The following is a 3,352-nucleotide window of genomic DNA, read 5'->3' as shown; positions in this document are numbered from 1 at the left end:
CGAACCCTGAAGCGCAGGGCGAGGTACACCGTGGCCAGGACCGTGAGGCGCATGGATGCGCCGACCGAGCCCCCATGGATGGGTTTACGGCGTGTCCTGGCCACGGTGTACCTCGCCCTGTGCCTCCATGAAGGAAGGCGCCACGAGCGCAACGCATCTGGAAACGATTACGCCTTCCCGCGCTCACGCACGCCCCCGCCAGACGGGCGACAATAGGCGTTTTCCCGCTGCCGAGACCTGCCCGACCATGTCCCGTACTTCGTTGACCCGCTTCCTGATCCAGGAACAGCACGCCGGCCGCATCAATGCCGACCTGCGCCAGCTGATCGCCGTGGTCGCCCGCGCCTGCACCAGCATTTCCATCGCCGTCAGCAAGGGTGCCCTCGGTGGCGTGCTCGGCGACGCCGGTACCGGCAACGTGCAGGGTGAAGCACAGAAGAAGCTGGACGTGATCAGCAACGAGATCCTGCTCGAAGCCAATGCCTGGGGTGGCCACCTTGCCGCCTGCGCCTCGGAGGAAATGGACCACAGCCAGCCGGTGCCGGACATCTACCCGCGCGGTGATTTCCTGCTGCTGTTCGATCCCCTCGACGGCAGCTCCAACATCGACGTCAACGTCTCCGTCGGCACCATCTTCTCGGTGCTGCGTTGCCCGACCAACGTCGAGCTGCCGGGCGATGACGCCTTCCTGCAACCGGGCAGCAAGCAGATCGCCGCTGGCTACTGCATCTACGGGCCCAGCACCCAGCTGGTGCTGACCGTCGGCCATGGCACCCACGCCTTCACCCTGGACCGCGAGAAGGGCGAGTTCGTGCTGACCACCGAGAACATGCAGATTCCGGCGGCCACCCAGGAATTCGCCATCAACATGTCCAACCAGCGTCACTGGGAAGCGCCGATGCAGGCCTACGTCAGTGATCTGCTGGCCGGCAAGGAAGGCGCGCGCGGCAAGAACTTCAACATGCGCTGGATCGCCAGCATGGTGGCCGACGTGCATCGCATCCTGACCCGCGGCGGCATCTTCATCTACCCGTGGGACAAGAAGGATCCGTCCAAGGCCGGCAAGCTGCGCCTGATGTACGAAGCCAATCCGATGGGCCTGCTGGTCGAACAGGCCGGCGGCGCCGCCTGGACCGGCCGCGAGCGCATCCTCGACATCCAGCCCGACCAGCTGCACCAGCGCGTGCCGGTGTTCCTGGGTTCGCGCGAGGAAGTGGCCGAAGCGGTGCGTTACCACCACGCGCACGACGAAGCGCAGGGCTGACGGCTCGACGCCTGACGGCGGTCATGGCAGTTCGATGACATGACCGCAGGGTGACACCGCGGGCGGCAAACGGCACCATCAAGCCGTTGCCGCCGAAGGAATGCACGCATGCACGAGCAGGGCCCGGTCGATTTCATCGAAGTCATCCACAACGCCGTCCCCAGTGAGGTCTGCGCGGCCATCGTCGAGCGCATGCGTGCCACGCGTGGCCTGCTGCCCGGTGCGGTGGGCAGTGGCGTGTTCCCGGAACTCAAGCACAGCAAGGATCTGCGCATCAGTGGCCTGGACGGCTGGCAGGATGTTGATCAGCAGCTGCAGATCGCGGTGTTCAACGGCCTGCTGACTTATCTACGCCGTTATCCACAGGCGTTGATTGCCCCGCTGATGTTGCAGATCCAGGACAGCAATGGCCAACCGCGACGCCTGTCTGCCGAGGACTTCCCCGACATGCCGCAACAGCAGCTGGCCGACCTGGCCCGCACCTGCCTTCGTCCGGGTGCGATCAACCTGCAGTGGTACGCCGCGGGCGAGGGTGGCTACCCGTACTGGCACTGCGAGCTGTACCCGAAGGATGCGCAGGCCGAGACCCTGCACCGGCATGTGCTGTGGACGCTGTACCTCAATGACGACTTCGACGAGGGCGAAACCGAGTTCCTGTTCCAGGGGCGGAAGATCGCGCCGCGCACCGGCAGTTTGCTGATTGCGCCGACGGCGTTCACCCACACCCATCGCGGCAATCGGCCACAGGGTGGCGACAAGTTCATCGCCACCAGCTGGATCCTGTTCCAGAGTGCGCAGAAGTTGTTTGGGGGGTGACGCCGAACTGCTCGTCGGCCTTGATTTACAGTCGAGCCATGCTCGACTGATGGCCTCAGAACAACGACCCTTGCGGCGAATCCTTCTTCGGCGGCAACGGCTTCTGGAACCGGCTACAATCCAGCTTCGGCCAATGGCTGTTCTGCGCATTGAATCCCAACCGCTTGCGCGCCAGCTTGAAGCGGTTGTTCAACAGATCGGCATACACGCCCTGGCCGCGCATGCGGGTGCCGAACTGGCTGTCGTAGTCCTTGCCACCACGCAGCTGCTGGATGGTACTCATCACGTGCGCGGCGCGATCGGGATGATGGGTATCGAGCCAGTCGCGGAACAGTGGCGCCACTTCCAGCGGCAGGCGCAGCAGCACGTAGCCTGCGGTACTGGCGCCTGCATCGTGCGCAGCCTCCAGCACCGCTTCAAGTTCGCTGTCGTTGATCCACGGAATCACCGGTGCCACCATCACGCCCACCGGGATACCCGCGTCATGCAGGCGCTTCATCGCGCGCAATCGTGCATGGGGTGCTGATGCGCGCGGTTCCAGCTTCGCGGAGAGATGCGGGTCCAGCGAGGTCACAGAGAAATGCACACTGACCAGGTTCTCCGCCGCCAGCGGCGCGAGCAGATCAATGTCGCGCTCGACCAGTGCGTTCTTGGTGATCAGCGAGAACGGATGCCTGGTTTCCAGCATCACTTCGATCAGCTGGCGGGTCAGCTTGAACTTGCGCTCGATCGGCTGATACGCATCGGTGTTGATGCCCAGCGCGATCGGCTGCGGCACGTAACCGGGTTTCGACAGTTCCTTGCGCAGCAGCTGAGGCGCATTGGTCTTGGCGAACAGCTTGGTCTCGAAGTCCAGACCAGGTGACAGGTTCAGATAGGCATGGGAAGGACGCGCGAAGCAGTAGGAACACCCATGCTCACAGCCGCGATACGGATTCACCGACTGGCTGAAGCCGACGTCCGGCGAAGTGTTGCGGGTGATGATGCTGCGCGCGGTCTCGGCGCGCACCTCGGTGCGCAGGCGCGGCGCGAGGAACTCCTCGCTCTCATCGACCGCCCAGCCGTCGTCCACCGCCTCGCTGACGGTGCTTTCGAAGCGTCCGGCGAGGTGGGACGTGGAACCTCGGCCCTTGATCGCAATACCCATTGCGGCAGCGTACGCCGTGGCCGTCTCAATGGCTGCGACGGCTGTCTGAAGGGTTCAGGGCAAGTCTGAGCCGAGCGTGGGCTCGGCTCTACAGTGGATACGGATACCTTGTAGAGCCGAGCCTA

General features: G+C 64.3%; 3 protein-coding genes. 2 read left to right on the top strand and 1 reads right to left on the bottom strand.

The window, feature by feature from the left end:
- Positions 1–247: 247 nt before the first annotated feature.
- Both ABGA94_RS11760 and ABGA94_RS11755 read left to right on the top strand, forming a co-directional pair.
- The gene (locus ABGA94_RS11760; RefSeq protein ID WP_005421178.1) at positions 248–1,264 is read left to right on the top strand and encodes a class 1 fructose-bisphosphatase; all 1,017 of its coding nucleotides are present in this window, start codon (positions 248–250) and stop codon (positions 1,262–1,264) included.
- Between the two features lie 108 nt (positions 1,265–1,372).
- Positions 1,373–2,080: a 2OG-Fe(II) oxygenase gene (locus ABGA94_RS11755; protein WP_032957940.1), complete on the top strand. Its 708-nt coding sequence runs from the start codon at positions 1,373–1,375 to the stop codon at positions 2,078–2,080.
- Between the two features lie 55 nt (positions 2,081–2,135).
- Here ABGA94_RS11755 and ABGA94_RS11750 read toward each other — a convergent pair whose 3' ends face one another.
- Entirely contained in the window at positions 2,136–3,227 is a 1,092-nt protein-coding gene (locus tag ABGA94_RS11750; protein WP_005421187.1) for a PA0069 family radical SAM protein, read from the bottom strand.
- Positions 3,228–3,352: the final 125 nt, after the last annotated feature.

The organism is Stenotrophomonas sp. 3diitr2024 (genome assembly GCF_042136455.1).
Classification (GTDB): domain Bacteria; phylum Pseudomonadota; class Gammaproteobacteria; order Xanthomonadales; family Xanthomonadaceae; genus Stenotrophomonas; species Stenotrophomonas sepilia.
The sequence above is the reverse complement of the archived record's forward strand: the minus strand, read 5'-3'. Positions and strand labels throughout refer to the sequence as shown.

Coding starts and splice junctions, on each gene's coding strand:
- ABGA94_RS11755 (WP_032957940.1), top strand. CDS start 1,373: ATGCACGAGCAGGGCCCGGTCGATTTCATCGAAGTCATCCACAACGCC.
- ABGA94_RS11760 (WP_005421178.1), top strand. CDS start 248: ATGTCCCGTACTTCGTTGACCCGCTTCCTGATCCAGGAACAGCACGCC.
- ABGA94_RS11750 (WP_005421187.1), bottom strand. CDS start 3,227: ATGGGTATTGCGATCAAGGGCCGAGGTTCCACGTCCCACCTCGCCGGA.